The following is a 24295-nucleotide window of genomic DNA, read 5'->3' as shown; positions in this document are numbered from 1 at the left end:
CGCCCTCGCCCTCATACCGGCGGCTTCACCCGCGCGAGGCCCCTCAGCGCCCCTGGCGCCCACCGCGACAGCCAGCGCGCACCCCGCGCCTCCGGAGTCACCGGCACCACCGCCTCGTTGCGCGTCACCGCCCGCATGATCGCGCGGGCGACCTTCTCCGGCGGATAGTTCCGCAGCCCGTACAGGCGGGCGGTGCGCTTCTGCAGCCGCTTCTCCTCCAGGGCGTCGACCCCGGCGAAACGCGCCGTCGACGTGATGGCGGTGTTCACGATGCCCGGGCACACCGCCGTCACGCCGATCCCCTGCCCGGCGAGCTCCGCCCGCAGGCATTCGCTGAGCATCAGCACGGCCGCCTTGGAGGTGCTGTACGCGGGCAGCGCCCGGGACGGCTGGTACGCCGCGGCCGACGCCACGTTGACGATGTGGCCGCCCTGCCCGCGCTCGGCCATCCGCCGGCCGAAGAGCCGGCAGCCGTGGATGACCCCCCACAGATTGACGTCGAGGACCTTCTTCCAGTCCTCCGGTGTGGTGTCGAAGAAGGAGCCGGACAGCCCGATCCCGGCGTTGTTCACGAGGACGTCCACCACTCCGTACTCCGTGGTGACCTTGTCGGCGAGCTTCTCCATGGCCTGTTCGTCGGAGACGTCGGCCGTCTCCGCCCAGGCGTCGGTGGCGCCCAGCAGGCGGGACGACTCGGCGGTGCGAGCCGCGGCCTCCGCGTTCCGGTCGACGGCCACCACCCGCGCACCGGCCTCGGCGAACGCGAGCGCCGTCGCCCGCCCGATACCGCTGCCCGCCCCGGTGACCAGCACGAGCTGCCCGCCGAACCGCTCGGCGTGCTCCCCGTTCACCGGCGCCGGGGACCGCCCGCTCTCGACAGACGTCACGAACTCCTCGATCCAGGAGGCCAGCCGGTCCGGGCGGGTCCGCGGGATCCAGTGCCCTGCCTGGATCGTCCTGCGGGTCAACTGCGGAACCCACTGCTCCAGTTCGTCGTGGAGCCGCTCCGAGAGGAACCGGTCCTCCAGGGGCGTGACGATCTGCACGGGCGCGTGGGCGTGCGCGTCCGTGCGCGGCGCGCGCAGCCGGGGCCGGACGTTGTCCCGGTACAACCAGGCCCCATGCGCCGCGTCCGACGGCAGGGACGCGGTGGGGTAGTCGCCCCGGGGCACCTTCTCGACGCGCTCCAGCACCCGCGGCCAGCGCTTGCCGAGCGGGCCACGCCAGGCCAGCTCGGGCAGGACGGGCGTGTGCAGCAGGTACACGTACCAGGACCGGGCGCCCTGCCCGAGGAGCTGCCCGACCCGGCGCGGGGTGGGCCGCTGCACCCGCTTGCCGATCCAGTGGCCGAAGTGGTCGAGGGACGGCCCGGACATCGAGGTGAAGGAGGCGATGCGTCCCTCGGTACGCCGGACGGTGGTGAACTCCCAGGCCTGCACCGAACCCCAGTCGTGCCCGACCAGGTGCACCGGCGCGTCCGGACTCACCGCGTCCGCGACGGCCAGGAAGTCGTCCGTCAGCTTCTCCAGCGTGAACCCGCCCCGCAGCGGCCGCGGGGCCGTCGACCGGCCGTGGCCGCGGACGTCGTACGCCACGACGTGGAAGCGTCCGGCGAGCCGCTCGGCGACCTCGGACCACACCTCCTTGCTGTCGGGGTAGCCATGGACCAGGACGACCGTGGGCCGCCCGGGATCCCCCATCTCGGCCACGCACAGCTCGACTTCGCCGGTCCGCACCCTGCGCTCGCGCGCACCCGTCAGCAACGTCATCCGGCGAATCTGGCAGTTGTTAGAGAGTTCGTCAATAGGGCGCTGCCCCGGCCCCCACCCCGCGTGGTAACTCTCGAGAACCAGCTCCCCTAGGGGCCCGTAATACTCAGGGCTGATCCGAAGACAGCTCTGCGGAGTGATGCCCGCCACGCGCCCGGCCCCTAACTTCGAAGGGTGACTGTGATCGCGACCGAAAGCCTGAGCAAGCGGTTCCCCCGGGTGACCGCGCTTGACCGGCTCTCCGTGGACGTCGGACCCGGTGTGACCGGACTCGTCGGAGCCAACGGAGCCGGCAAGTCCACACTGATCAAGATCCTGCTGGGTCTGTCCCCCGCCACCGAGGGCCGCGCCGAAGTGCTCGGTCTCGACGTCGCCACCAAGGGCGGCGCCATCCGCGAGCGGGTCGGCTACATGCCCGAGCACGACTGCCTGCCGCCGGACGTCTCGGCCACCGAGTTCGTCGTCCACATGGCGCGCATGTCCGGTCTGCCGCCCACGGCAGCGCGCGAGCGCACGGCCGACACCCTGCGCCACGTCGGGCTGTACGAGGAGCGCTACCGCCCCATCGGCGGCTACTCGACCGGCATGAAGCAGCGCGTCAAACTCGCGCAGGCCCTCGTCCACGACCCTCAGCTGGTCCTCCTGGACGAGCCCACCAACGGCCTCGACCCGGTCGGCCGCGACGAGATGCTCGGCCTCATCCGCCGGATCCACACCGACTTCGGCATCTCGGTCCTGGTCACCTCCCACCTGCTGGGCGAACTGGAGCGCACCTGCGACCACGTCGTCGTCATCGACGGCGGCAAACTCCTGCGCTCCAGCTCCACCACGGACTTCACACAGATCACCACCACCCTCGCGATCGAGGTCACGGACACCGACGAGCACCCGGACGGCACCCGCGCGGTCCGCGAGGCGCTGCATGCGCGCGGGGTGAGCGTCGAGGACGGCAGCGGCCTGCCGGGCGCCGGCCACGTCCTGCTGCTCACCGCGCAGGGTGAGGAGACATACGACGTGGTCCGGGACGTGATCGCGGACCTCGGACTCGGCCTGGTGCGCATGGAGCAGCGCCGGCACCACATCTCCGAGGTCTTCACCAGCACCGACGAGCGCGAGCAGCGGAAGGAGGCGGTCGGCCATGGCGGTTGAGCACTCCACGGGGACAGCCGCCCCGGCACCGGGTGACCAGACCCGCATCCACAACATCGGCTACCGCAAGTACGACGGTCCCCGCCTCGGCCGCGCCTACGCCCGGCGCTCCCTGTACTCGCAGTCCCTGCGCGGCTCCTACGGCCTCGGCCGCTCGGTGAAGTCCAAGGTGCTGCCGATGCTGCTCTTCGTGGTGATGTGCGTGCCCGCGGCCATCATGGTCGCCGTCGCGGTCGCCACCAAGGCCAACGCCCTGCCCGTCGACTACACGCGCTACGCGATCATCATGCAGGCGGTCATCAGCCTCTACGTCGCCTCGCAGGCACCCCAGTCCGTCTCACGCGACCTGCGCTTCAAGACGGTGCCGCTGTACTTCTCGCGGCCCATCGAGACCGCCGACTACGTCCGTGCCAAGTTCGCGGCGCTGGCCTCGGCACTCTTCATCCTCACCGCCGGCCCCCTGCTCCTGCTCTACGTGGGTGCGCTGCTGGCCAAGCTCGACTTCGCCGACCAGACCAAGGGATTCGCACAGGGACTCGTCTCGGTGGCACTGCTCTCACTGCTCTTCGCCGGCATCGGCCTCGTCATCGCGTCCTTCACCCCGCGCCGCGGCTTCGGTATCGCGGCCGTGATCGCCGTGCTGACCATCACCTACGGCGCGGTCTCCACCCTCCAGGCCATCGCCGACGCGCAGGGCAGCGGCGACGCCGTGCCGTGGATCGGGCTGTTCTCCCCGATCACGATCATTGACGGTGTGCAGTCCGCGTTCCTGGGCGCGACGTCCGCCTCCCCCAGCGGGGTGGGCCCGAGCACCGCCGAGGGCGTCGTCTACGTCGTCGTCGCCCTGGGCCTGATCGCGGCGAGCTACGGCCTCCTGATGCGCCGCTACAAGAAGGTGGGACTGTGACCACGCTCAACATCGACCACGTCTCTCGCTGGTTCGGCAACGTGGTCGCCGTCAACGACATCACGATGACCATCGGCCCCGGCGTCACGGGCCTGCTCGGCCCCAACGGCGCCGGAAAGTCCACCCTCATCAACATGATGGGCGGCTTCCTGGCCCCCTCCACCGGCACGGTCACCCTCGACGGCCAGGCCGTGTGGCGCAACGAGCAGATCTACAAGCACATCGGCGTCGTTCCCGAGCGGGAGGCGATGTACGACTTCCTCACCGGCAAGGAGTTCGTCCTCGCCAACGCCGAACTCCACGGCCTGGGTGCCAAGGCGGCGCAGAAGGCCCTGGCCACGGTCGAGATGGAGTACGCGCAGGACCGTAAGATCCAGACGTACTCCAAGGGCATGCGCCAGCGCGTGAAGATGGCGAGCGCTCTGGTCCACGACCCGTCGCTGCTGCTGCTCGACGAGCCCTTCAACGGCATGGACCCCCGTCAGCGCATGCAGCTGATGGACCTGCTGCGCCGCATGGGCGATGAGGGCCGCACGGTGCTGTTCTCGTCCCACATCCTCGAAGAGGTCGAGCAACTCGCCTGGCACATCGAGGTCGTCGTCGCCGGCCGGCACGCCGCCAGCGGTGACTTCCGCAAGATCCGCCGCCTGATGACCGACCGGCCGCACCGCTACCTGGTGCGTTCCAGCGACGACCGCGCCCTCGCGGCCGCGCTGATCGCCGACCCGTCGACGGCCGGCATCGAGGTCGACCTCGCCGAGGGCGCGCTGCGCATCCAGGCCGTCGACTTCGGCCGCTTCACGGCCCTGCTGCCGCGAGTGGCCAGGGACCACGGCATCCGGCTGCTCACGGTCTCGCCGTCCGACGAGTCCCTCGAGTCCGTCTTCTCGTACCTCGTCGCGGCGTAGGAGGCCCTGATGTACGACCCCACAGTCGCCCGGCTCACGTACCGGGCCCTGCTCGGCCGGCGCCGGGCCCTCATTCTCGGCGCCCTGCCGATGCTGCTGATCGTGATCGCCGTGGCGGTGCGCGGCCTGGCCGGGGCGGACGACCAGACCGCGGCCGACCTGCTGGGCGGCCTCGCCCTCGCCACGATGGTGCCGATCATCGGCGTCATCGCCGGAACGGGCGCGATCGGGCCGGAGATCGACGACGGCTCGGTGGTGTACCTGCTGTCGAAGCCGATCAAGCGGCCGACGATCATCTTCACCAAGCTGATCGTCGCGGTCGCGGTGACCATGGTGTTCTCCGCGGTGCCGACGCTCATCGCCGGCTTCATCCTGAACGGCAACGGCCAGCAGGTCGCCGTCGCCTACACGGTGGCCGCGTTGGTCGCGTCCATCGCCTACGCGGCCCTGTTCCTGCTGCTCGGCACGGTCTCACGGCACGCGGTGGTGTTCGGTCTCGTCTACGCGCTGGTCTGGGAGGCCCTGTTCGGCTCCCTGGTGCCCGGTGCGCGCACGCTGAGCGTCCAGCAGTGGTCGCTGGCGGTGGCCCAGAAGGTCTCCGGAGGGGACCTGGTCTCCTCGGACGTGGGTCTGACCACGGCGACGGTGCTGCTGCTGGCCGTCACGGTGCTGGCCACCTGGTTCGCCGGACAGAAGCTGCGCTCCCTCACCCTCGCCGGCGAGGAGTGACGTGCCCCGGCCCTGACGGAGGCTTCACCTCTGTCAGGGCACACTGGGCGAATCAGATGTAGGGGAATCGCACGGGAGTTGGACGACTGGGAGGACGGGGATGGCGGACGAGAGGGCTCAGGACGAGACCCGGGACGACCTCGACGGGGTCGTCCTGGACGAGGACTTCATACGCTCCGCCGGGACCACCGAGCCGTCCGCCCGTGCCCGGATGCTCGCCGCGCAGTGGCGCCGTGAGGAACCGGAGCCGCAGCCCTGGCGCTCCGACGAGCCGCCCGCGGGCTGGTTCTTCAGCAAGGTCCGGCGGCGCAGGTGGCGCAGGAAGTAGCCGGCCGCACCGCCGGACCGGCAGCCGATTTAATCAGTGGCGTCCAATTCGCCCGGCGGGCACAGTGGTTGTCATCACGGCCGGGCGGAGAGCCCGGCGCCGCGTTCTGGGAGAGGAGCGGGACGATGTCCATGCACGGCAGTACGTCCAGCTCCCTTCAGGGCAGCCCGCGGCGGGATCCGGAGTAGCCACTACCCCTCCGTCGAACCCGCCCCACACGGGGAGCTGCCCGGGGCGGCCGCTTCGAGCACGCGAATCGCACATCGCGTGGGCCGCCCACCCGGAGGATTGGCCGAGTGGTAAGGCACCGGTTTGCTAAACCGTGGTCGGGTCGAAAGGCCCGCGCACGTTCGATCCGTGCATCCTCCGCCGAGCACCATCGAGCCCTGAGTACCGGGCCTCGAGTACCAGCCTTGAGTATCAGGCTCCGGCCACCGGACCCGACGCTCAGCCCAGCAACCGCTCCAGCACCACCGCGATGCCGTCCTCGTCATGGGAGGACGTCACCTCGTCGGCCACCGCCTTCAGTTCCTCGTGGGCGTCCGCCATGGCGACGCCGTAGGAGGCCCAGGCGAACATCGGTATGTCGTTGGGCATGTCGCCGAAGGCGATCGTGTCCGCCGCCTTCATCCCGAGCCGGCGGGCCGCCAGGGACAGGCCCGTCGCCTTGGACAGGCCCAGGGGGAGGAGCTCGACGATGCCCTCGCCCGCCATCGTGACCGTGACGAAACCGCCGGCGGTCCGCGTGGCCGCCTCGCACAGCTCGTCGTCCGACAGGGTCGGGTGCTGGATGTACAGCTTGTTCAGGGGCGCGGTCCACAGGTCCGACGCGTTTGTGAAGGGCGTGGCGGGCAGGGTGCCCTGGACCGCGTAGCCCGGGCCGACCAGCACCTCGCCGTCGAGGCCGTCGCGGCTCGCCGCCAGGTACAGCGGGCCGACCTCCGCCTCGATCTTGGCCAGCGCCACCCCGGCCAGCTGCCGGTCCAGCGTCACCGATGTGAGCAGGCGGTGCGCGCCGGCGTCGTAGACCTGCGCGCCCTGGCCGCAGACGGCCAGGCCCTGGTAGCCGAGGTCGTCGAGGATGTGCCGGGTCCACGGGACCGCACGGCCGGTGACGACGATGTGCGCGGCGCCCGCCGCGGTGGCCGCGGCGAGCGCGTCACGGGTGCGCTGCGACACCGTGTCGTCGGAGCGCAGCAGCGTCCCGTCGAGATCGGTGGCGACGAGCCGGTACGGGAAGCCGCCCGGGGAAGCCGTGTCGCTCACTTGGCCACCGGCTCCAGGACCTCCCGGCCGCCCAGGTACGGGCGCAGCACCTCGGGCACGCGCACCGAGCCGTCGGCCTGCTGGTGGTTCTCCAGGATCGCCACGATCGTGCGGGGAACGGCGCACAGCGTGCCGTTGAGCGTGGCCAGCGGCTTGACCTGCTTGCCGTCACGGACGCGGATCGACAGGCGGCGGGACTGGAACTCGGTGCAGTCCGAGGTCGAGGTCAGCTCGCGGTACTTGCCCTGGGTCGGGATCCACGCCTCGCAGTCGAACTTGCGGGAGGCCGAGGCGCCCAGGTCGGCGCTCGCCACGTCGATCACGCGGTACGGCAGCTCCAGCGAGGTCAGCCACTGCTTCTCCCACTCCAGCAGGCGCTGGTGCTCGGCCTGCGAGTCCTCGGGAGCGACGTAGGAGAACATCTCGACCTTGTCGAACTGGTGCACGCGGAAGATGCCCCGGGTGTCCTTGCCGTGCGAGCCGGCCTCGCGGCGGAAGCAGGGCGAGAAGCCCGCGTAGCGCAGGGGCAGGCGGTCGGCGTCGAGGATCTCGTCCATGTGGTACGCCGCGAGCGGCACCTCGGACGTGCCGACCAGGTAGAGGTCGTCGTCGGCGAGGTGGTAGACGTCCTGGGCCGCCTGGCCCAGGAAGCCGGTGCCCGCCATGGACTGCGGACGCACCAGCGCGGGGGTCAGCATCGGGGTGAATCCGGCCGCGGTGGCCTGCGCCATCGCCGCGTTCACCAGGGCGAGCTCCAGGAGGGCGCCCACGCCGGTCAGGAAGTAGAAGCGCGAGCCGGAGACCTTGGCGCCCCGCTCGACGTCGATCGCGCCGAGGATCTGGCCGAGCGCCAGGTGGTCCTTGGGCTCGAAGCCCTCGGCGGCGAAGTCGCGGATCGTGCCGTGCTTCTCGAGGGTGACGAAGTCCTCCTCGCCGCCCACGGGCACGTCCGGGTGGACGAGGTTGCCGAGCCTCTGGAGCAGCTCCTGGGTCTCGGTCGCGGCGGCGTCCCGCTCGGCGTCGGCCGCCTTGACGTCGGCGGCGAGCTGGCCCGCCTTCTTCAGCAGCTCGGACTTCTCGTCGCCGGCCGCCTTGGGGATGAGCTTGCCGAGCGCCTTCTGCTCGGCGCGCAGCTCGTCGAAGCGGACGCCGGACGACCTGCGCCTCTCGTCGGCAGACAGGAGGGCGTCGACGAGCGCGACGTCCTCTCCACGGGCGCGCTGCGACGCGCGCACACGGTCGGGGTCCTCACGGAGCAGGCGAAGGTCAATCACGCGCCCAAGGCTACCGGTGCGGGGTGACCGCCCACGACTCACTATTCCGATAGCGACTTACGTACCGTTATGAGGGAATTGCGCACAGTGTCAATAAAGGAGATGCCTCTCCCCGGAACGAGGCATCCGACGGACGCCGCCTTGACTCGAATCCCTTGCGGGAGCCGGGACTTGGGCTTCGGTTGTCCACAGGGATCCACACCCTGGCAAAAGTTATCCACAGGCTGTGTGCAAGATCTGTGGACTTCGGAATTGATCACTCCAGGCAGCTCGACCACCCCATGAATTCCCTCCGCAAACCCGCTCTACCCTCACTTTCGAGTGGAAAGAGGTCACCCCGAAGAGTTATGGAAGGGGAAACGGTGGACGAAGGGTGACCTGCCCGGTGATGGACGCATCGGGGGGCTGTAGAGCGATTTGTCGACTGACTCACGCTTCGTTGTCGACTTGTCCCCAGGTCGAGAAGCGGACCTGTGGATAACTTCTGTGGATAACGACTATCAGCAGGTACGACGGGCCGGGGAACAGGCTCGGAACCCGGTCAGAAACGCCCGTCCTGGCACCGCGCGACCCAGTCCGCCGCCCCCGCGAACTCCTCGTCGGAGGTCCCCAGCCGCGGCGGCTGCACGTCCCCCGGCCGCAGGTCCGCGCGCGGGTAGGAGCCGAGGTAGCGCACCTGGAGACAGATCCGCTTCAGGCCCATCAGGGCGTCGGCCATCCGGCGGTCGGAGATGTGGCCCTCGGCGTCGATGCAGAAGCAGTAGTTGCCGATGCCCGCGCCGGTGGGCCGGGACTGGAGCAGCATCAGGTTGATGCCGCGGGTGGCGAACTCGCCGAGCAGGTCGCGCAGGCCGCCGGGGTGGTCGTCGCGCTGCCACAGCACGATCGAGGTCTTGTCCGCGCCGGTCGGCGCGGCGGGCCGGGCCGGACGGCCCACCAGCACGAACCGCGTCTGGGCGTTCTCCGCGTCGTGGATCCCGGTCTCCAGGGCCTCCAGGCCGTAGCGGGCGGCCGCGAACTCACCCGCGAAGGCCGCGTCGTACTGGCCCTCCTGGACCAGGCGGGCGGCGTCCGCGTTCGAGGCGGCGGACTCCCAGTGGGCGTCCGGGAGGTGCTTCTTCAGCCAGTTGCGCACCTGCGGCTGCGCGGCCGGGTGGGCCGAGACGGTCTTGATGTCCGACAGCTTCGTGCCCGGGCGGACCAGCAGCGCGAAGGTGATCGACAGCAGCACCTCGCGGTAGATCATCAGCGGCGCGCCGGCGACCAGCTCGTCGAGGGTGGTGGTGATGCCGCCCTCGACGGAGTTCTCGATCGGCACGAACGCGGCCTCGGCCTCGCCGGCGCGTACCGCGTCGAGCGCGGACTGGACCGACACGTACGGGATCAGCTCCCGGGTGGCGGCCTCGGGAAGCGTGCGCAGGGCGACTTCGGTGAACGTGCCCTCAGGACCGAGATACGCATAGCTCGCTGGCATGACCTCACCCTAATGGGCCCGCGGAAGCGCTATCCCCCACAAGCCCGTACAGGGGTGAACTCTCACCCCTCCAGCAACTTCTGCCCCACGTACTCGCCCTCCGCCGCCCCGCCCGGCACCGCGAACAGTCCGCTCGACTCGTGGCGGATGAACTGCGACAGGGCGTCGCCGCGGTCGAGCTTGCGCTGCACCGGCACGAACCCGCGCAGGGGATCGGCCTGCCAGCAGACGAAGAGCAGGCCCGCGTCGGGCACCCCGTCGGCGTCGATGCCGTCATGGAAGGAGAACGGGCGGCGGAGCATGGCCGCGCCGCCGTTCTGGTCGGGCCGGGTGATGCGGGCGTGGGCGTTGATCGGGACCACCAGGTTGCCCTTGGCGTCCGTCTTCTCCAGGTCCATCGCGGTCGTCTCCGTGCCCCCGGACAGCGCCGCCCCGTCGGACTTGCGGCGCCCGATCACGTCCTCCTGCGCCTTGACGGAGAGCTTCTCCCAGTCGTCGAGGAGCATGCGGATCCGGCGCACGACGGCGTAGGAGCCGTTCGCCATCCAGGCCGGTTCGGCCTTCTCGGGGACGAAGATGCGCTGGTCGAAGTCGCTCTCGCCCGGCTTCGGGTTGCGGGTGCCGTCGATCTGGCCCATGAGGTTGCGGGCCGTCATGGGGTGAGTGGTGGCGCCCGGGGAGCGGTTGAAGCCGTTCATCTGCCAGCGGACCCTGGCCGCCCGGCCCGCGTCCTTCTGGATCGCGCGCAGGGCGTGGAAGGCGACCAGGGCGTCGTTGGCGCCGATCTGCACCCACAGATCGCCGTTGCTGCGGTTCTTGTCGAGGTGGTCGGAGGAGAACTCGGGCAGCGGGTCCAGCGCGGTGGGGCGTTGCTTCTCCAGTCCCGTCCGGGCGAAGAAGCTGTGACCGAAGCCGAAGGTGAGCGTCAGCGAGGAGGGGCCGGCGTCGCGGGCCACGTCGGTGTCGTCGTGGCCGCCCGGCTCGCCTGCCATCAGCCGCCGGGCCGTCTCCGACCAGCGGCGGAGCAGGGCCGCGGCCTCCTTGCGGCCGGCGCCCGCCGCCAGGTCGAAGGCCACGAGGTGGCCGCGTGCCTGGAGGCCGTCGGTGATGCCGGGCTGATGTTTCCCGTGAAACATCGCCCGGTCCGTGCCGAGCGAGGTGAGCGGAGCGGCCGCCTCGGAGGGGGCGGCGGCGTAGCCCACGGCGGCACCCGCCGTGCCGAGGACGAGCCCGGTGGCACCCGCGGTGCCGAGCAGCCGTCGCCGTGAGAAGCCCTCGTGGGCGGGGGCCGCGTCGCTCTGCGCCGTGGTGGCCTCGGGGGTGCGGGCCTTCGGAAGGGACTGGTCAGGCATGGTCGTTCAGCCGATCTGCGCGTTCTTGGAGACGGTCACCTCGTCGATGTCGGAGGTCCGCACGGTCACGTCGACCTGCCAGTCCCCGGCCATGGGGATCTGCACTCCGTTCGCCGACCAGTGTCCGGTGGCGATGTGGTCGGGGACGACGGGCAGGGGCCCGATGTCCTTGGCTTTCAGGGTGAACTCGACCTTCACCTCGGGGATGTCGAAGGCCCGGCCGTTGGGGCGTTCCACGTAGACGTGCATCTCGTTGCCGCCCACGCGGGCGGGGTCGACGTCGATGGTGACGATGCCCTTGCCGTCCTCGCCGCCGGTGTCGAACGGCATGTTCAGGGTCAGCGCCCCGGACGCGCCCTCGTCGGCGGAGGAGGACGCGGAGGCCGCGGTGGCCGCCTTGGCCTCCTGCTCGGTGCGTCCCGGCTCGGTCTGCGTCAGGACGGTGGTCACGGCGAGCAAGACGACCGCGATACCGGCCTCGGCCAGCACGGAGCGGCGCAGCCCGAAGCGGTTGGGGTCCGCGTCCCGCATCCGCTTCCGCTGGGCCGCGTCCCGGGCGGCCTGCTGCCGGGCGAGCTGCGCGGCGCGTTCGGAGTCGGCGGGCTCGGAGTCGGCGGGCTCGGGGCGGGCGGGCTCGGTGCCGGGCTGCTCGTCGGTGTCGAGGCCGGTATCGCCCTCGCCCTCCGCAGGGGCGTCCCCGTCGCCGACGACCGCGGTCTCCCCGGCGCCGGCGACCGCGGTCTCCCCGGTGCCGTCCGCCCTCGCGCCGACCCGCTCCTTCTCCCGTACCGCCGATGCCTCCACCGGCACCGTCTCCGCCAGTCGCCCCGTCCAGCGGCGCGAGATCCACGCGACGCCGACCAGGACGACCACGAGGGCGATCTTCGCCAGGAGGAGCTGGCCGTAACGGGTGTCGGTGAAGGCCGACCAGGAGCCGAGCTGGCGCCAGGACTGGTACGTCCCGGTCGCGATCAGGGCGAGGACGCTACCGAAGGCGACCTGGGAGAAGCGGTGTACGGCCGGTGCGTCGACGGGCGTGTCGGCGGGCGCGCGGTACAAGGCGACCAGCAGCGCGCCCAGCCCGCCGAGCCAGGCGGCGACGGCCAGCAGATGCAGCACGTCGACCGGCATGGCGATGCCCGCCTGGAGGCCGACCGAGGCGTGCTCGGACATCGCCCAGCTCGCGGCGAGCCCGGCCGCCACCACGATGCCGCCGATCGAGAGCCCGAAGGTCAGGTCCCGCTTCTCCTCGGCGTCCTCACGCTTGTCGTACGCGCCGAACAGCACGGCGATGAAGAGCGCCGCCGCGGCGAGCAGCAGCAGCCGGGACACCAGGGCCGCACCGCTCTTGGTCTGCAGCACCTGCCCGAGCAGGGACAGGTCGAAGATGTCGGAGACCTTCCCGGAGCCCGTGAAGGAGCCGCGCAGAAGCAGCAGGGCGAGGGTCGACGCGGTGAGCGCGACCCATCCGGAGACGACGAACCGTTGCACGGGCCGCACCCCGGAACCGCGCCGCCAGCAGGCGAGCACGAAGGCGGCACCACCGGCCATCACGATGAACCCGGCATACGACACATACCGTCCGAAGCCGTACAGCCATCCCACGACCCCGTCGTCGGTCGACTGCCCGGAGACCGACACGGACGTCTTGGAAGGGGCGCCGATGGAGAAGGTGTAGGCGCCGGCGACGGGGTGGCTGTCCGCCGAGACGACCTGGTAGGCCACCGTGTACGTGCCGTCGGGCAGGCCCGAGTGCAGGGGCACGGCGTACGTCGTGCCGCTGACGGTGGCCGGTTTGGCCGTATCGACGCGCTTGCCCTCGGGGTCGAGCACGCGCAGCGAGTCGTCGGACAACGCGACCTGTTCGGAGAAGGTGAGCGTGATCCGGGCCGGGGCCTTGTCGACCACCGCCCCCTGCCCGGGGTCGCTGCCGGTCACCGCGGCGTGCGCGGAGGCCGGGCCGGCTCCGGCGAGGAGTGCGCAGGCCGCGGCCAGGAGCAGCAGCACCACTGTCCGGACGCGGGGGGCGATGGTCTGCGTCACAGGGGTCCCTCCCTCAGTGTCCGGTCTTCGGGGTGTAGGTCGCCGGCTTCACCGGCATCTCGACCTTCATGGGGCCGGAGTGGGCGAAGTGCAGTTCGACGGAGACCGTCTGACCTTCCTTCGGCTTGCTCTTCAGCTGTTCGAACATCAGGTGGTCGCCGCCGCTCTTCAGCTCCAGCCGGCCGCCCGCGGGGATCTTGAGGCTCTTGACCTCCTGCATCGCCCCGTCGACGGTCTCGTGCACGGTGACCTGCCCGGCGATGTCGCTGGTGACCGAGGTCAGCTCATCGGGGGCACCGCCCTTGTTGGTGACGGTGAGGAAGCCGGCCGCCATGTCGTCGGACACCGGCTGCGGCATGTACGCGGTACCGGCGGAGAGTTCCGCCTTCGCGGAGCCGCTGTCGCCGGAGTCGCCCGAGTCCGAGCCGCCGCAGCCCGCCAGGGCCAGCGCTCCGGCTAGGGCCAGGGCCGCCGGCCCGAGCCGCCGCCTCACGGGTTCTCCCCCTTGATGATCTTGGGGAGGTCCTTGATGTAGTCGTCGACCTTGGCGTTCTCGCCGTAGAGCACATAGCCGCCGTCGGTCTTAGGGGAGAACGCGATGACCTGGGTGCCGTGCTCGGAGATGAGCTTGCCATTCTTGTCCTTCCGCGTCGGCTCGATGCTGATGCCGAGGGTGCGGGCGCCGGCCTGGATGGTCGCGAAGTCGCCGGTGAGACCGACGAACTCGGTGTCGATGCCCTTGAGCCACTTGCCGAGCTCGGCCGAGGTGTCGCGCTTGGGGTCGGTGGTGACGAACACCACGCGCAGCTCGTCCTGTTCGGCCTCGGGCAGCTGCTTCTTGGCGACGGCGATGTTGTTCATCGTCAGCGGGCAGACGTCAGGGCAGTGGGTGTAGCCGAAGTAGATCAGCGTGGGCTTGCCCGCGGTCTCCTTGCGGAGGTCGTACTTCTTGCCCTGCGTGTCGGTGAGGACCAGGTCCGGCTTCTCGAACGGCTTGTCGAGGACGGTGGCGGCCTTGTCGGTGCCGGCCTCCTCCGACACCACGGCGACGGGCTTGTTGCTGTCGTCGCCGCTGCCGCAGGCGGTCAGGGTCAGGGAGGCGGCGGCGAGGAGTGCGGCCGCGGCGAAGGTTTTGGTGCGCATAGAAAAATGTCCCAGATGTCGGTGACCCGGCGCGCACCGGGAGCCTCCGCAGGGGGCGGGGATCCGGTGCGCGCCGTCAACGGAAGCGGCCTCAGGCGTTGGACCGCCGGCGCCCGGCGAGCACGCCGTAGGCGACGCCCGCGGCGCCGACCACGATGCCGACGATGCCCAGCACGCGGGCGGTGGTGTCGGTGCCGTCGGAGGAGGCGGAGTCGTCGGCGGTGTGCGTGGAGGCCTTCTCGGCCGACTTGGCGTCGGAGTCGTCATCGGCCGCCGCGCCGTGGTGCCCGTCCTCGGAGGCGGCGGACAGCTCCAGCACCGGGGCCGGGTTGTCGGGCTCCTCCTTGCCCTTCTGCGGGACCTCGATCCAGCGGACGACCTCCTTGTTGGAGTACGTCTGCAGGGCCTTGAAGGCCAGCTGGTCGGTGTCCTCGGGGAGCTGGCCGACGGAGAGCGGGAACTTCTCGAAGTAGCCGGGCTCGATCCCCTTGCCGTCGGCGGTCCAGGTGACCTTGCTGACGGCCTCGGTGATCTTCTCGCCGTGCATCTCCAGCGGCTTGGCCAGCTTGGACTTGGTGACCTCGATCTTCCAGCCGGGCATGGGCTCCGGCATGACGGAGGCGAGCGGGTGGTCGGTGGGGAAGTTGACCTCGATCTTGGTGGTCGAGGCGTCGTCGCGCTCGTTGGGGACCTTGAAGTCGATGACCGCGTAGCCGCCCTTGGCGGCCGTGCCCTCGGGCTGCACGGAGACGTGCGCGAAGGCGGGGGCGGACAGGGCGAGAACGGTGACACCGGCGGCGGCACCGGCCGCGACGATTCGGGAAGCCTTCATGGAAGGAGCACTCCGCTGTGAGTCGGTCTGGATGAGGAAGGAGGGATGCGCGCCCACGCGCGTGCCGCACGACGGCGGCCCCTCCTCCGCGGGATCCAGGAATCCGGAGCTCCGAAAAGGAGGTCCCGGGGCATCCGAGGAGAGCGGAAGTGGTGGTGGTCGCGTCGTGTCAGGCGGCGAGGGCGAGTGCGGCTGCGGAAGCCGGGGTGGCCGGCGGACCGCGCCGGATCACCGAGTGCTGGAGTGCCATGGTGCGCGGCATCGGGGGCGCGGGCCGAGCGGTGTGCGCCGGGCGCGGGTGGGCCTCCGGGGCTCCCGGAAGTCCGGCGCGCAGGGCGCGTACCAGCGCGAGAGCGGCCCGCAGGGAGCGCACCAGCGCTCCCTCGGCGACTCCCTGCGCCGACAGTTCGGTGAGACGCAGCAGCGCCAGGTCGCCGTGGCGCAGCAGCCAGCCGGCGGCGAGCGCCGCGAGGAGGTGTCCGAGCAGCATCGGCAGGGACGGCCACAGCGAGGCGGCGGAACCGGGCAAGGCGTCCGCGGCCAGATGCGTGTGGGTCCCGGATGGCGGCTGGATCCGGGCGTCGGCGAGGATCTTCTGCGCCTGCACCGGGCTGATCGCCGCCGCCGTCGTGCCGCACACGAATTGCGCGGCCTGCCGGACCAGCGCGGCGTCGCTCCCGCCCGCGGGCACCGAGGACGTGACGGCGGCCGTACCGTGCTGGCCGAGGCCGAACAGGGTGTGCAGCACCGTCTGACCGGCCGCGAGCAGCACCGTGATCCCCGCCAGCGAGCGCACGCGCCCGGCGAGCGGAGCCGCCACAGCGGCCACCCCGAGGAACCCGGCGCCCAGCGTCCACAGCGGGATGCCGTCGCAGGAGGCGAGTGCGTGACCTGCCCCGGCCAGCACGACACAGACCGCGGCGAACACCGCGGCCCGCAGGATCCGGAGCGAGTGTCCGGAGCGCGTCGCGCGCGCGTAGGGGGCAGTCATGGCGGGCTCATCATCGCACTGGCCCCGTACGCCCCGTGCGGCAGGTCCACAAGATGCCGTACGACCGGAACGTCACGCTCTGGCCCCGCGCGCCCCTGGATGCGCCGAAGTCTGCCCCCACATACACCGATCAGGACCAGCACGCATCCGCCGTATGGGCGGCGTCACGTCAACTTCACGCTTACACAGGGGCACGGAGGGCAATACGTAACGGTATGTCGAGCCGCAGCCAGGAGGCTGGAGCATGAGCATCTGGTGGTCACTCCATCTGCGGCGCGAAGCTGCGAGCGTGCCGCTCGCCCGCCGCCTGCTGATCGGCACGATGGAGACCGCGGGCGTCGACCCCGACATCTCCTACGACCTTTCCGTCGCCCTCAGCGAGGCGTGCGCGAACGCCGTGGAGCACGGCGGGGACACGGGGCGCGGCCCCGGCTCGGAGGCGTACCGGGTCACCGCGTACCTCGACGGCGAGAAGTGCCGGATCGAGGTCGCCGATGCCGGCCCGGGCTTCCCCGCGGCGTCCGCCGGCCGGCCCCGCCCGCCGATCCGCCCCGCGCACTCCGACGCGGAGAACGGCAGGGGGCTGGGCCTCATCGAGGAGCTCGCCGACCACGTCCACATCGGTAACAAGCCGGGCCGGGGCGGAGCCGTGGTGAGCTTCGACAAGGTCCTGAAGTGGCGTTCCGGCGCACCGCTGATGGCGGTCTGACTTCTCCGGCGGGGCGGTGTTTCACGTGAAACGCCGCCCGTGACCGGCTGGGTGAAGCACTGGCTGCGAGCGGCCGTGTGGATCACCGCCCGTGACCGGTCGCCCTAAAGCGCGCCCCAGTCCAGCGTCGTACGCGCCAGCCCCGCCACCTCCGTCAGCAGAGCCAGCCGCGCCGCCCGGACCGCCGGGTCGGGGTCCATCACCAGTACCTCGTCGAAGAACACGCCGATCGCGTCGACCAGCGGGGCGGAGACCTCGATCAGCGCGCCGAGATCGTCCTCGCGACCCTGCAACGCCTGGTGTACGGCCTGCGCGCTCCCGGCGAGACGCAGTTCGGCGGGGGCGGTCAGCAGCGACGCGTCCGCCGCCTCGACACCCCCCTCGGGCAGGATGCGCACCACTCGCTGGAACGCGGCAGCGAGCGCCTCGAACGCCTCGCTTCCGACATGCCGCTCCAGCGTGGCCAGCGTGCGATCGCCATGGGCGGGCCGGTCGGCCCAGACCAGGACGGCCTGGACGAGCCGGTGCTCGTGCCCGGCGTCCGTGAGCTGCTGCTCATAGCGCCGGGTGATGAGCTCGGCGGCCTCGGCGACCCGCTCGGCGGGCACCTCGACGCCCTGCGCGGCATACCGAACGGCCGCCGCGCGCAGTCCCTCGCTCACTCGCACGCCGGCCACGGCGGGCAGGCTCCGCAGCACGTTGAGCAGCCCGATCGCGGCCCGGCGCACCCCGTACGGGTCGGAGCTCCCGGTGGGTGCGGCGCCGATCAGGAACATGCCCGTCACCAGGTCGAACCGGTCGGCGAGGGACAGCACGGCCCCCGCGTCACCGGCGGGCAGGGCGCCACCGGCGGACCGGGGCAGCTCCATCTCGGCCAGCGCCCGGGCGACCTCCGGGGACTCACCGGCCCGGCGGGCGTACTCCTCCGCCATGACCCCGGCCAGCCCGGAGAACTCGATCACCATCTGCGAGGCCAGGTCGAACTTGGCCAGCGCACCGGCCCGCCGAACGACCTCCACCGACTCCTCCGGGAGCCCGGCCCGTCCGGCCAGGTCCTGGGCGAGGGAGGCGAGCCGGACGGCGCGGTCGGCGACCGTGCCCAGCCGGTCCTCGAAGGTCAGCTTGTCCAGCCGCCGCCGGAACTCCTCCGGCGCCACCTTCAGGTCCGCCCGCCAGAAGAACGCGGCGTCCTCGTAACGGGCCCGCAGCACGGCCTCGTTGCCCGCCCGCACCACGTCGTCGTCGCACAGGGCGTTGGCGAAGGTCACGAAGTGCGGCATGAGCCGCTCGCCGTCCAGCACCGGCAGATAGCGCTGGTGCTTGCGCATCACGGTGGTCAGGACGCTCGCGGGCAGTTCGAGGTAGCGCTCGTCGAACGACCCCCGCACGGCGTACGGGAACTCCAGGATGTCGGTGATCTCGTCGATCAGCCCGGCCTGGCCCTCGACGTCGATGCGCCCGCCCACCTCGGCGGCGGCCTCCAGGGCCCCACGCACGACCGCGCCGCGCCGGGCGTCCCGGTCGAGCAGGATGCCGTGCATGTGCAGGAAGTGCGGGTAGCCCTCGGCCGATGTCACCCGGACCTCCGGGTAGGGGGCCTGCCGCTGCACCCGCGTGGTGTCGCCGGCCGACAGCGAGGAGACCACCACGGGCAGGGGAGTACGGCCCAGCAACGCGAGCAGCCAGCGCACGGGACGCGAGAACGACAGCCCGGGGTCGCTCCAGCGCATGTTGCGCCCGGCCCGCAGCCCGGAGACGACCTCGGCCAGCAGATCGCTGAGCACCTCGACGGCCGGGCGGCCCTCCTCGTGCCGGGTCAGGGCCACGTACTCGACCCCGTTTGCCTCGACGATCCGCACGTCCGTCGGTTCGGCGCCCTGGCTGCGGGCGAAGCCCTGCAACGCGGGGGTGGGAGCGCCGTCCTTGAAGGCGGCGGCGACCTTCGGCCCGCGCACGGTCTTCATGGTGTCCCGCTCGCGCGGCTGCACACCGTCGACGGTGATCACGATCCGGCGCGGGGTGGCCAGCACGTTGATCGCGCCATGCCCCAGCCGGGTCGCGGCGAGCTTGGCGGTGACCGACTCACGCACCGCTTCGGTGGTCGCGGGGACGTCGGCGTAGGGCAGCTCCTCCACGCCGATCTCGAAGAGCAGCGTCTCGACGCCGGGCACCTTGGGCAGCGTGGCCCGCTCGGCCGGAGCGGGCGCCGCCGCCCGCCCGAGCGGATGCTCCAGCGCGGCCCGCCGCCGCTCCCACAGCTTGGCCGTCTCGTGGGTCAGGCCCCGCATCAGCGAGAACGCCTTGGCCCGCTCGGTGGTGCTGATCGCACCGCGCGCGTCGAGCACGTTGAAGGTGTGGCTGCACTTGAGCACGTAGGTGTATGCGGGGACCGGCAGCTCCAGGTCCAGCAGGCGCCGGGCCTCGGCCGCGTACGACTCGAACAGCCGGTGGTTGGTGTCGATGTCGGCGTCGTCGAGGTAGTAGCGGCTCATCTCGTACTCGTTCTGCCCGAACACCTCGCCGTAGGTGATGCCCGGCGCGTACGCGATGTCCTTGAAGTGGGACACGCCCTGGAGGTTCATCAGGATGCGTTCGAGGCCGTATGTGATCTCCACCGACACCGGGTCCAGGGCGACGCCGCCGACCTGCTGGAAGTAGGTGAACTGGGTGATCTCCATGCCGTCCAGCCAGACCTCCCAGCCCAGCCCCCAGGCGCCGAGGGCGGGCGAGGCCCAGTTGTCCTCGACGAACCGCACGTCGTGCGCGTTCAGGTCGACGCCCAGGGCGCGCAGGCTGCCCAGGTAGAGCTCCTGCGGGTTGCCCGGGTCGGGCTTGAGGATCACCTGGAACTGGGTGTGGGTCTGGAGCCGGTTGGGGTTCTCGCCGTAGCGCGAGTCGTCCGGCCGTACGCTCGGCTCCACGTAGGCGACGCTCCACGGCTCGGGACCGAGCACCCGCAGCGCCGTGGCCGGGTTGGCCGTACCGGCTCCGACCTCGGTGTTCAGCGGCTGCGTGATCATGCAGCCGTTGTCGCTCCAGTACTTCTGGAGGGTGAGGATGGCGTCCTGCATGGTCAGCGCCGTCGATACGTTCTTCATGATGATCGCGCCTGTTCCCCGAGTCGGACCGGCAAGGTCGGCCATGATCTCATACGTCAACTACCGCTGACCTGCTGTTTCTTGACCGACCGGTCGGACGCGTGTGGGGACGGGCCGCCGCGCCCCTTCGGGGCGCGACCCCCAGCCGACCCCCAGGGGGGCGATACACAGGGGGCCCACAGCCGGGACCCATCCGTCTGATGGGTGGCACCCCTACATTCCCGTCCCATGACGGGAACGCAGTACGGGAACGGCGGTGAGGACGAGGCACTCGCGCAGACCGCCGTCGACGCCCTGGTCGGCCAGCTGGCCCTGGCGCCCAAGCCGGGGCTGCCCGACCCGCGGGAGCGCACAGCCCGGGATCACAGCGCCCTGCGGTGGTCCGCCAGGGCCCTGCTCCCCGGCCTTACCGCGATGGCCGCCGCAGCCCGCCGTACGGGCGAGCCCGGTTCCCGCCTCCGTACGGACCTGGGCGCGATCGGCCGCTCCACGGAACACACGGTGGCGTTGGCGGGCGGTGGCCATCGAGGCGCGCTGTGGACACTCGGGCTGCTGGTGGCGGCAGCGGCACTGCGACCGGGAGCCGGACCGGCCGACACCACGGCCCTGGCCAAACAGCTGGCCGCCCACCCGGACCGCCGCGCCCCGCGCCGCCCCTCGCGCGGCTCCACGGTGTCGGCCCGCTACGGCGCGGCCGGCGCGAGGGGAGAGGCCAGGGCGGGATTCCCGCACGTCCGCCGCGCCCTGACCGCCCTCACCACGGCCCGCGGTCAGGGCGCCACCGAGCCCCAGGCCCGGCTGGACGCCCTGCTCACGGTGATGTCCACGCTCCAGGACACCGAGCTGCTCTACACGGCGGGGCCGATGGGCCTGCGGCAGGTCCAGGCGGGAGCGCGCGGTGTGCTGGAGGCGGGCGGTACGTCAACGGAGCGGGGCGCGGCAGCGCTGCGAGCCCTGGACACGAACCTGACGTCCCACGCATGGGCTCCAAGGGGGAGCGGGGCGCTCCTCACCGGCGCCCTGTTCTTGGACGCCCTGAGTTCTTAGGGGTGCGGGGCTCAGTCACTGTGCGGCTCCGCCGCGAGGGCGCGACGAGCCACAGATCACCCGCACCCGAACCTCAGCCCTTGAGCGACGCCATCCACGCCTCGACTTCATCCGAACGCCGAGGCAGCGCCGCACTCAGATTCCGGTTCCCGTCCTCCGTCACGAGGATGTCGTCCTCGATCCGGACCCCGATGCCCCGGTACTCCTCCGGCACCGTCAGGTCGTCGGCCTGGAAGTACAGCCCGGGCTCCACGGTCAGGCACATCCCCGGCTCCAGCGTGCCGTCGACATACGCCTCGACCCGCGCGGCAGCGCAGTCGTGCACGTCCATGCCGAGCATGTGCCCGGTGCCGTGCAGCGTCCAGCGCCGCTGCAGCCCGAGCTCCAGCACCCGCTCCACGGGCCCCTCGACGAGACCCCACTCGACGAGCTTCTCGGCCAGCACCCGCTGCGCGGCGTCGTGGAAGTCGCGGTACTTCGCGCCGGGCTTCACCGCCGCGATCCCGGCCTCCTGGGCCTCGTACACGGCGTCGTAGATCTTGCGCTGAAGATCGCTGAACCGTCCGTTGATCGGCAGCGTGCGCGTCACGTCGGCCGTGTAGTACGTGTGCGTCTCCACACCCGCGTCGAGCAGCAGCAGCTCGCCCGAGCGGACCGCTCCGTCGTTGCGCACCCAGTGCAGCGTGCACGCGTGCGGCCCGGCTGCGGCGATCGTGCCGTAGCCGACGTCGTTGCCCTCGACGCGCGCGCGGAGGAAGAACGTGCCCTCGATGTACCGCTCGGAGGTCGCCTCGGCCTTGTCGAGGACCTTCACCACGTCCTCGAAGCCGCGCACGGTCGAGTCGACCGCCTTCTGCAGCTCGCCGACCTCGAACTCGTCCTTGACCAGGCGCGCCTCGGAGAGGAAGACCCGCAGCTCCTCGTCGCGCTCGGCGGTGACCTTGTCGGTCAGGGCCGTCTCGATGCCGGCGTCGTAGCCGCGCACGACCCGCACCGGCCCGGTGGCCTCGCGCAGGGCCCCGGCCAGCTCGCGCACGTCGGAGGCGGGGATGCCGTACAGCGTCCCGGCCTCGGTGAGGGAGTGCCGGCGGCCGACCCACAGTTCGCCCTGGCCGTCCAGCCAGAACTCGCCGTTCTCCCGGTCGGAACGCGGCAGGAGGTAGATCGTCGCCTCGTGGCCCTCACCCTTGGGCTCCAGGACCAGGACGCCGTCCTCCGTCTGGTTGCCGGTGAGGTAGGCGTACTCGACGGAGGCGCGGAAGGCGTACTCGGTGTCGTTCGAGCGGGTCTTCAGGTTGCCCGCGGGGATCACCAGACGCTCACCCGGGAAGCGCGCGGAGAGCGCGGCCCGGCGGGCGGCGGTCTCGGCGGCCTGGGGGATGGGCTCGAGGTCGCGCAGCTCGGTGTCGGCCCAGCCGCTCTTCATGTTCTCGGCAAGCTCGTCGGACACGCCGGGGTACAGTCCGTTCTTCCGCTGCTTGATCGGCTCTTCGCTCTCGTCCGGGGTCTCCGGGATGAGCTCCTCCGCCACGGTCATCCTCCTCGATACGGCACTGGACCGTCCTCCACTGTACGGCGGCGCGGAAGCGGCCCCGGGGCGATGACGAGGAGCGTTACTCGAATCGCACCGCCAGCAGGACGACGTCCTCCGCGCCCTCCGCCGCGTCCAGCCCGTCCGGCAGCACGCTTCGCAGGACGTGGTCGGCGATCGCGCCGGGGTCGCCGCGCAGGGCCCGGGGCACGGAGGCCGCCGCCGTGTGCAGCCGGGCGAAGGCGCGGTCGGTGGCCTCGCCGGTGCGGTGCAGCAGCCCGTCGGTGTAGAGCAGAACCGTCTCTCCGGGTTCGGCGAGGATCTCCACGCTCGGCGCCTCCCAGCAGGCGAGCATGCCCAGCGGGGCGGAGACGGACGTCTCGACGAACTCGGTGCGGCGCTGTCCGATCAGCAGTGGCGGGCTGTGGCCGGCACCGGCCAGCGTGATCTTGCGCGCGGCCGGTTCGCAGTAGCCGAACAGGGCGGTGGCCGAGCGGGCCGGTTCGGTCAGCCGCAGCAGCAGCTCCAGGTCGGACAGGACCGCGACCGGGTCCTCCCCCTCCATCACGGCGTAGGCGCGCAGCGACGCCCGCAGGCGTCCCATCGCGGCGACGGCGCTGGGACCCGAGCCGGTGACGGATCCCACGGCGAGGCCGAGGGCGGCGTCGGGCAGCGGCAGGGCGTCGTACCAGTCGCCTCCGCCGCGCGGGCCGGTGCGGTGCCGGGCGGCGAGCTGGACGCCGGCGACCCGGGGCAGCCGCGCGGGCAGCAGCTCGTCGGACATCGTGGCCATGGACGTACGCGTGCGTTCCAGTTCGAGGAGCCGGGCCAGGTGCTCGGCGGCGTAGCGCACGTAGAGGCCGGCGAGGTGGCGCTGCCGCTCGCCCGGTTCGGCGGGCTCGTCGTAGAGCCACACGGCGGCGCCGAGGCGGCCGGCGGTGTCGGTGGCCAGGGGGAGGGCGTAGCTGGCGGCGTAGCCGAGGCGGGCGGCGACCTCGCGGTGGCGGGGGTCGAGCCCCTCTTCCGCGAACAGATCGGGCACGGCGATGCCGCCCTCGCCGCCCGGCAGGCCTTCGAGGATCCGGCCGTAGGACAGGGCGCTGCGCGGCACCGTCTCGATGTGGCCGAGGTCGGCGCGGGCGAGACCCAGGCCGATGGTGGTGTCCGGGCCCAGCCCGTCGCCCGGTTCGAGGACGACGAGGCCGCGCCGGGCACCCACCAGGGCGGCGCCGGCCCTCAGCAGTTCCTGGAGCGCCTCGTCGAGCGTGGTCGTGCGGGCCAGGCGTTCGGTGAGCTCGTGCAGGGTAGTGAGGTCGGAGACCCAGCCGGCGAGGCGGTCCTGGAGCACCGCGCCGGGAGGGGCCGGGGGAGGTGCGGGGGTGGCCGGGGACGAACCCGCCGCCACGGGCGCGACAGTGTGTGCGGGCGCCGGAACCGTTGAATCGATTCCAGCCACTTTCGGAGGGTGCGGAGCGTTCATGGCGTCCGGCCTTCCAACCGGTACGTACTGCTCAAAAGCATCGCAAACCCCCATGTCATTCTGCGTCGCTAGCAGTGTCTCCACATGTACACGCACTCGTGAGGAGATGTCCAGCATTGTCCTGCCGGGATTCCTGGTGTCCGTGAGGTGCGAGGGAACAACTCCCCTTCCTCTTGCGGAAATGCAAAGTTGGCTTAAAACTGCCTCAGGGGACGGCTTATTGCGGTCGACTGGGCTTGCTCGACGGAGCGTCACAACGGTCGTG

At 71.5% G+C, this 24295-nt stretch carries 20 protein-coding genes and 1 tRNA gene; 8 read left to right on the top strand and 13 right to left on the bottom strand.

Translation table 11 applies throughout. The annotated features are described in order from the left end of the window. Window positions 1-11: 11 nt before the first annotated feature. A complete protein-coding gene (locus IE153_RS16605; protein ID WP_189590463.1) occupies window positions 12-1769 on the bottom strand; it encodes an SDR family oxidoreductase in 1758 nt (585 codons plus the stop codon). Window positions 1770-1949: 180 nt separating this feature from the next. On the opposite strand from IE153_RS16605, the gene IE153_RS16600 reads away from it, so the two are divergent. The 6 genes from IE153_RS16600 to IE153_RS16575 all read left to right on the top strand — a co-directional run bounded on the left by IE153_RS16600 (window position 1950) and on the right by IE153_RS16575 (window position 6159). Beyond that, on the top strand, window positions 1950-2918 hold the full coding sequence (locus tag IE153_RS16600; RefSeq protein ID WP_189590592.1) for an ABC transporter ATP-binding protein: 969 nt from the start codon (window positions 1950-1952) through the stop codon (window positions 2916-2918). Further along, a complete protein-coding gene (locus IE153_RS16595) occupies window positions 2908-3825 on the top strand; it encodes an ABC transporter permease (RefSeq protein WP_189590462.1) in 918 nt (305 codons plus the stop codon). Before IE153_RS16600 ends, IE153_RS16595 begins: the two co-directional genes overlap by 11 nt. Continuing rightward, a complete protein-coding gene (locus IE153_RS16590) occupies window positions 3822-4733 on the top strand; it encodes an ABC transporter ATP-binding protein (protein WP_097217810.1) in 912 nt (303 codons plus the stop codon). The genes IE153_RS16595 and IE153_RS16590 overlap by 4 nt, the downstream gene beginning before the upstream one ends. Window positions 4734-4742: 9 nt before the next feature. Then, complete coding sequence (locus IE153_RS16585; protein ID WP_189590461.1) at window positions 4743-5462, top strand: ABC transporter permease; 720 nt, start codon at window positions 4743-4745, stop codon at window positions 5460-5462. Window positions 5463-5562: 100 nt separating this feature from the next. Further along, window positions 5563-5790 carry an SGM_3592 family protein gene (locus IE153_RS16580; RefSeq protein ID WP_189590460.1) on the top strand — a complete coding sequence of 76 codons (228 nt, stop codon included), beginning with the start codon at window positions 5563-5565 and terminating at the stop codon, window positions 5788-5790. 282 nt (window positions 5791-6072) lie between these two features. Further along, window positions 6073-6159 (top strand) — tRNA-Ser (locus IE153_RS16575). Between the two features lie 78 nt (window positions 6160-6237). On the opposite strand, the gene IE153_RS16570 is transcribed toward IE153_RS16575, so the two are convergent. From IE153_RS16570 to IE153_RS16530, 9 genes are all read right to left on the bottom strand, one after another. Continuing rightward, window positions 6238-7056 carry an HAD family hydrolase gene (locus tag IE153_RS16570; protein ID WP_189590459.1) on the bottom strand — a complete coding sequence of 273 codons (819 nt, stop codon included), beginning with the start codon at window positions 7054-7056 and terminating at the stop codon, window positions 6238-6240. Continuing rightward, a complete protein-coding gene (serS, locus tag IE153_RS16565) occupies window positions 7053-8330 on the bottom strand; it encodes a serine--tRNA ligase (RefSeq protein ID WP_185008331.1) in 1278 nt (425 codons plus the stop codon). The genes IE153_RS16570 and serS overlap by 4 nt, the downstream gene beginning before the upstream one ends. A gap of 541 nt (window positions 8331-8871) precedes the next feature. Further along, on the bottom strand, window positions 8872-9804 hold the full coding sequence (gene pheA, locus IE153_RS16560; protein ID WP_189590458.1) for a prephenate dehydratase: 933 nt from the start codon (window positions 9802-9804) through the stop codon (window positions 8872-8874). Window positions 9805-9866: 62 nt separating this feature from the next. Then, on the bottom strand, window positions 9867-11156 hold the full coding sequence (gene efeB / locus IE153_RS16555) for an iron uptake transporter deferrochelatase/peroxidase subunit (RefSeq protein ID WP_189590457.1): 1290 nt from the start codon (window positions 11154-11156) through the stop codon (window positions 9867-9869). Window positions 11157-11162: 6 nt separating this feature from the next. After that, a complete protein-coding gene (locus IE153_RS16550; RefSeq protein WP_189590456.1) occupies window positions 11163-13199 on the bottom strand; it encodes a copper resistance CopC/CopD family protein in 2037 nt (678 codons plus the stop codon). Window positions 13200-13212: 13 nt separating this feature from the next. Further along, a complete protein-coding gene (locus tag IE153_RS16545) occupies window positions 13213-13692 on the bottom strand; it encodes a copper chaperone PCu(A)C (RefSeq protein ID WP_189590455.1) in 480 nt (159 codons plus the stop codon). Next, window positions 13689-14342 carry an SCO family protein gene (locus IE153_RS16540; protein ID WP_189590454.1) on the bottom strand — a complete coding sequence of 218 codons (654 nt, stop codon included), beginning with the start codon at window positions 14340-14342 and terminating at the stop codon, window positions 13689-13691. Before IE153_RS16540 ends, IE153_RS16545 begins: the two co-directional genes overlap by 4 nt. Window positions 14343-14433: 91 nt before the next feature. Then, window positions 14434-15174, bottom strand: coding sequence for a YcnI family copper-binding membrane protein (locus IE153_RS16535; RefSeq protein ID WP_189590453.1), 741 nt, complete (start codon window positions 15172-15174; stop codon window positions 14434-14436). Window positions 15175-15343: 169 nt separating this feature from the next. Continuing rightward, window positions 15344-16165: a hypothetical protein gene (locus IE153_RS16530; RefSeq protein ID WP_189590452.1), complete on the bottom strand. Its 822-nt coding sequence runs from the start codon at window positions 16163-16165 to the stop codon at window positions 15344-15346. Between the two features lie 244 nt (window positions 16166-16409). Here IE153_RS16530 and IE153_RS16525 point away from each other — a divergent pair, with 244 nt between their 5' ends. Beyond that, window positions 16410-16874, top strand: a complete 465-nt coding sequence (locus IE153_RS16525; RefSeq protein WP_189590451.1) for an ATP-binding protein — start codon at window positions 16410-16412, stop codon at window positions 16872-16874. 104 nt (window positions 16875-16978) lie between these two features. On the opposite strand, the gene IE153_RS16520 is transcribed toward IE153_RS16525, so the two are convergent. Continuing rightward, a complete protein-coding gene (locus IE153_RS16520; RefSeq protein WP_189590450.1) occupies window positions 16979-19972 on the bottom strand; it encodes a glycine--tRNA ligase in 2994 nt (997 codons plus the stop codon). 228 nt (window positions 19973-20200) lie between these two features. On the opposite strand from IE153_RS16520, the gene IE153_RS16515 reads away from it, so the two are divergent. Beyond that, on the top strand, window positions 20201-21019 hold the full coding sequence (locus IE153_RS16515; RefSeq protein ID WP_189590449.1) for a triphosphoribosyl-dephospho-CoA synthase: 819 nt from the start codon (window positions 20201-20203) through the stop codon (window positions 21017-21019). Window positions 21020-21092: 73 nt separating this feature from the next. On the opposite strand, the gene IE153_RS16510 is transcribed toward IE153_RS16515, so the two are convergent. After that, entirely contained in the window at window positions 21093-22556 is a 1464-nt protein-coding gene (locus tag IE153_RS16510; RefSeq protein ID WP_189590448.1) for an aminopeptidase P family protein, read from the bottom strand. Between the two features lie 76 nt (window positions 22557-22632). After that, complete coding sequence (locus IE153_RS16505) at window positions 22633-24147, bottom strand: PP2C family protein-serine/threonine phosphatase (protein ID WP_189590447.1); 1515 nt, start codon at window positions 24145-24147, stop codon at window positions 22633-22635. Between the last annotated feature and the right edge of the window lie 148 nt (window positions 24148-24295).

The sequence above is a fragment of the Streptomyces massasporeus genome, assembly GCF_014648995.1.
GTDB lineage: Bacteria > Actinomycetota > Actinomycetes > Streptomycetales > Streptomycetaceae > Streptomyces > Streptomyces massasporeus.
This window is presented reverse-complemented; position numbering and strand designations above follow the sequence as displayed.

What these genes read in the sequence shown, in the direction of transcription:
- IE153_RS16535 (WP_189590453.1), bottom strand. Translation starts at nt 15,174, where the DNA reads ATGAAGGCTTCCCGAATCGTCGCGGCCGGTGCCGCCGCCGGTGTCACC.
- IE153_RS16530 (WP_189590452.1), bottom strand. Translation starts at nt 16,165, where the DNA reads ATGACTGCCCCCTACGCGCGCGCGACGCGCTCCGGACACTCGCTCCGG.
- IE153_RS16605 (WP_189590463.1), bottom strand. Translation starts at nt 1,769, where the DNA reads ATGACGTTGCTGACGGGTGCGCGCGAGCGCAGGGTGCGGACCGGCGAA.
- IE153_RS16520 (WP_189590450.1), bottom strand. Translation starts at nt 19,972, where the DNA reads ATGAAGAACGTATCGACGGCGCTGACCATGCAGGACGCCATCCTCACC.
- IE153_RS16540 (WP_189590454.1), bottom strand. Translation starts at nt 14,342, where the DNA reads ATGCGCACCAAAACCTTCGCCGCGGCCGCACTCCTCGCCGCCGCCTCC.
- IE153_RS16580 (WP_189590460.1), top strand. Translation starts at nt 5,563, where the DNA reads ATGGCGGACGAGAGGGCTCAGGACGAGACCCGGGACGACCTCGACGGG.
- IE153_RS16515 (WP_189590449.1), top strand. Translation starts at nt 20,201, where the DNA reads ATGACGGGAACGCAGTACGGGAACGGCGGTGAGGACGAGGCACTCGCG.
- IE153_RS16505 (WP_189590447.1), bottom strand. Translation starts at nt 24,147, where the DNA reads ATGCTGGACATCTCCTCACGAGTGCGTGTACATGTGGAGACACTGCTA.
- IE153_RS16595 (WP_189590462.1), top strand. Translation starts at nt 2,908, where the DNA reads ATGGCGGTTGAGCACTCCACGGGGACAGCCGCCCCGGCACCGGGTGAC.
- IE153_RS16525 (WP_189590451.1), top strand. Translation starts at nt 16,410, where the DNA reads ATGAGCATCTGGTGGTCACTCCATCTGCGGCGCGAAGCTGCGAGCGTG.
- IE153_RS16510 (WP_189590448.1), bottom strand. Translation starts at nt 22,556, where the DNA reads ATGACCGTGGCGGAGGAGCTCATCCCGGAGACCCCGGACGAGAGCGAA.
- IE153_RS16585 (WP_189590461.1), top strand. Translation starts at nt 4,743, where the DNA reads ATGTACGACCCCACAGTCGCCCGGCTCACGTACCGGGCCCTGCTCGGC.
- pheA (WP_189590458.1), bottom strand. Translation starts at nt 9,804, where the DNA reads ATGCCAGCGAGCTATGCGTATCTCGGTCCTGAGGGCACGTTCACCGAA.
- efeB (WP_189590457.1), bottom strand. Translation starts at nt 11,156, where the DNA reads ATGCCTGACCAGTCCCTTCCGAAGGCCCGCACCCCCGAGGCCACCACG.